General features: G+C 42.8%; 5 protein-coding genes. 2 read left to right on the forward strand and 3 right to left on the reverse strand.

Going from position 1 to position 2616, the window contains the following annotated elements; all coding sequences use genetic code 11:
* The coding region (locus QUA03_RS28680; protein WP_333217094.1) for a photosystem II protein D1 at positions 1–105 on the forward strand (105 nt) is incomplete at its 5' end.
* A gap of 424 nt (positions 106–529) precedes the next feature.
* Here QUA03_RS28680 and QUA03_RS28685 read toward each other — a convergent pair.
* From QUA03_RS28685 to QUA03_RS28695, 3 genes are all read right to left on the reverse strand, one after another.
* Entirely contained in the window at positions 530–1114 is a 585-nt protein-coding gene (locus QUA03_RS28685) for a GNAT family N-acetyltransferase (protein ID WP_333217089.1), read from the reverse strand.
* A gap of 236 nt (positions 1115–1350) precedes the next feature.
* A complete protein-coding gene (locus QUA03_RS28690; RefSeq protein WP_333154503.1) occupies positions 1351–1740 on the reverse strand; it encodes a hypothetical protein in 390 nt (129 codons plus the stop codon).
* A complete protein-coding gene (locus QUA03_RS28695) occupies positions 1737–2306 on the reverse strand; it encodes a hypothetical protein (protein ID WP_333217091.1) in 570 nt (189 codons plus the stop codon). The genes QUA03_RS28690 and QUA03_RS28695 overlap by 4 nt, the downstream gene beginning before the upstream one ends.
* On the opposite strand from QUA03_RS28695, the gene QUA03_RS28700 reads away from it, so the two are divergent.
* Complete coding sequence (locus QUA03_RS28700; protein WP_333217092.1) at positions 2292–2507, forward strand: hypothetical protein; 216 nt, start codon at positions 2292–2294, stop codon at positions 2505–2507. The genes QUA03_RS28695 and QUA03_RS28700 overlap by 15 nt on opposite strands.
* The last annotated feature ends 109 nt before the right edge of the window (positions 2508–2616 follow it).

The raw sequence follows: 2616 nt of genomic DNA on the forward strand, positions 1-2616 counted from the left end.
GGTATGGAAGTAATGCACGAGCGCAATGCTCACAACTTCCCGCTTGATTTGGCTGCTAGTGAAGTCACCCCAGTAGCTTTGGTTGCTCCTTCTATCAATGGCTAAGTTTTAGTCTGAGATTAACAAAAAGCGCTCCTAGAAATAGGGGCGCTTTTTGTTTGGGAAAAATAGTTTTACTGCGGGGAGGCGAAGTAAGCTAATCCGCATTTAAATTGCATACTAAAATAAATTTTTCCTCTTAGGAATGAAAAATTAATAACTTGCACAATTAAACCCCAGAAGCCTTGATCCAAGGTAAACTCTTGCTCTATTAGTCACCTTATTTATTTTTCATTCCTTATGGGGTGGGCATCCTGCCCGCCCTCAACCTAAAAATTAAATGCACAACAGCTTATCGCAGCCGCCAGGGGAGTTATATCGAGCTTATTTGAGATTGCAATTCGCGGAGATAACAGTTCCCTCGCTTCTAGTAATTCCTGTTAGGCTGGATTGAATTCGGCTTCTGTTGGGAGACCCACTCATGATAAATTCAAGTTTCTTTAAACATCACAATACATTCATAATTTTCTAGATCGAGAAATCGGTCAACTTGCAAAGTTCCTATTTGTTCAAATCCCTGTTTTTGGTGAAACATTAGGGAACGAGTATTAGCTATTGGCTGGGTAACAATAAACAGCGAAATAAATGAATTTGGAAAAAATTGATAAATTTCTTTATACATAAATTGAGCAACACCTCTACCCATCCAATCTAACTTTGTTGCTACTCTTTCGAGATAAAAATGCCGATCGCTGGTGACTCTTTTCTTAAAAACCTCATCTTTCCAGATAATTTTATCCAAGATTTCATCAGATATTTTGGGTTGTGATATAGCCACAAATCCCACAATTTTCCCATCGGTTTTAGCGACAACAAAATATCTGCATGAATTATTTAAGCTTTGGACAATCTCATCTTCAGTAATTTGTGTTAGCAAAAAGCCGCGCTCGATCGACGTATTTTGACCGCGCGCATGAGAATTGTGAATATTGACGATCGCCTGTATGTCCTCTCCATCGCCTTCTCTAAAAGTTAGATATTCCATTGCATAGTGTGTAGGAACGCTGTCATACATTTGCGATTTTAACGCTCAGGTTTGTCTATTTTAACAGCTAGATATAGAGCGCATACCAGATTTAGTTTTGTAAATATTTTAGGGGCGATCGCCTTCGGACAATATCATGACTGTACGTATGTCTGCACTTGTGGGCGATCGCAAATAACTTCCAGGTAGCGTGGCAACTGCTACAATGTTTCCCAACAAATCGAAGAACTCAAGGCCATAACCTGTTTCTAGTCCCTCGACGAGTGCTATTGATTTACCAGTCCTCGCAGTTCCTTAATGTCGATGTGGATTCCTTGACGTTTCAGATATTGGCTCAAGTTAATCTGGATGAATAAATCTTTGAGCTCTTCAGCAATCTCTGCCGGGGGATTGCCAGATAACGCAGTTGCAATTAGACGTTCTGCCATTCGTAATTCGCCACATTCAATCGCTAAAGATGCTGCGCTGCGGTGAAGCACAGAACGAGTGGGTTCAGCATCAAGGGCGCTAGCGATTAAGGCTGCGGCCTGAGTTTCTTGTTCAAAGGCTTGGCGCGTCAATTGTGCAGCCAACTCCAACGCACCTCTTAAGCGGGCAACTGCCGCTGCTTCGGCTAAATCCATTGCTTGTTTGTGGAGCGATTGAATCTGGCTCATTGGAGTACGGTTCCTTCAGGATTTTGCTTGGCACTAATAATAGAAATCGGTCGGCCCAACTCTACTACAATGATATACGCTGGCAAGCCTTCTGCGTCTGAGGCGCGGGTTTGTTGAGTTTTCAGCTTGACTCTAGTATTGATTTGACTTTGATTGCCTTTGCGAATTCCAGAAACCTCTAGCCGAGCCATTCGCTCAAATGGCAGTGTGGTAGCTGAATTTTGACTTCCTAACCAATAGTCAAATCCAGTTCCTTTGCGAGAGCGTTCAATGACTGTGAGATTTGTTAATTGCAAAATTAACAGGAATGCGATTCCATAAGCAGCCTGCTCGGTAGTATATTCTTCGTCATTCCAACATCGTCGGGTTTGCTCGGTGACTGGCTGCCAATCTAACTTGAATGTGGCAGAAAATTCTCCCTCAACTTTAAGTGTTACTCCTGGTTGGTGAGCTTCATCGATTAGACAAATCGCACCTGCTTCTGCGATCGCCGCTCCAAAGGCAGGTGTAATCGCAGGGAGTCCCTTGCTAAGGCTTTGTAAGTTTAAGATTTGAATCTGGCTCAAAGCGACGTTGCTCTATGGAAAGTAGATATTCAATTTTACTCTCAGTTGCGACAATTTGAGTCGATCGCCACTATTTTTAGACGATCGCCTTCTTGGACTTGGGGTCATCATCGCGATTGTACTATTTCCTCTACTTACGCAGCAAAACTCTTAACCAGTCTAACTGTAGGTCTGTCTGCACTTGTGGGCGATCGCAAATAACTTCCAGGTAGCCTCGCAACTGCTACAGTATTCCCCATTGGTGACAAGTTAAGGAAAAAGGGAAATTGTCAAGGGTAGTATTTGCATGGGTCTGGGATCGTGGGAAACT

Source organism: Microcoleus sp. S36b_A4 (genome assembly GCF_036700645.1).
Classification (GTDB): Bacteria; Cyanobacteriota; Cyanobacteriia; order Cyanobacteriales; family Microcoleaceae; genus Microcoleus.

Excerpts from the sequence above, each read along its gene's own strand:
- QUA03_RS28690 (WP_333154503.1), bottom strand. The coding sequence starts at position 1,740 with ATGAGCCAGATTCAATCGCTCCACAAACAAGCAATGGATTTAGCCGAA.
- QUA03_RS28685 (WP_333217089.1), bottom strand. The coding sequence starts at position 1,114 with ATGTATGACAGCGTTCCTACACACTATGCAATGGAATATCTAACTTTT.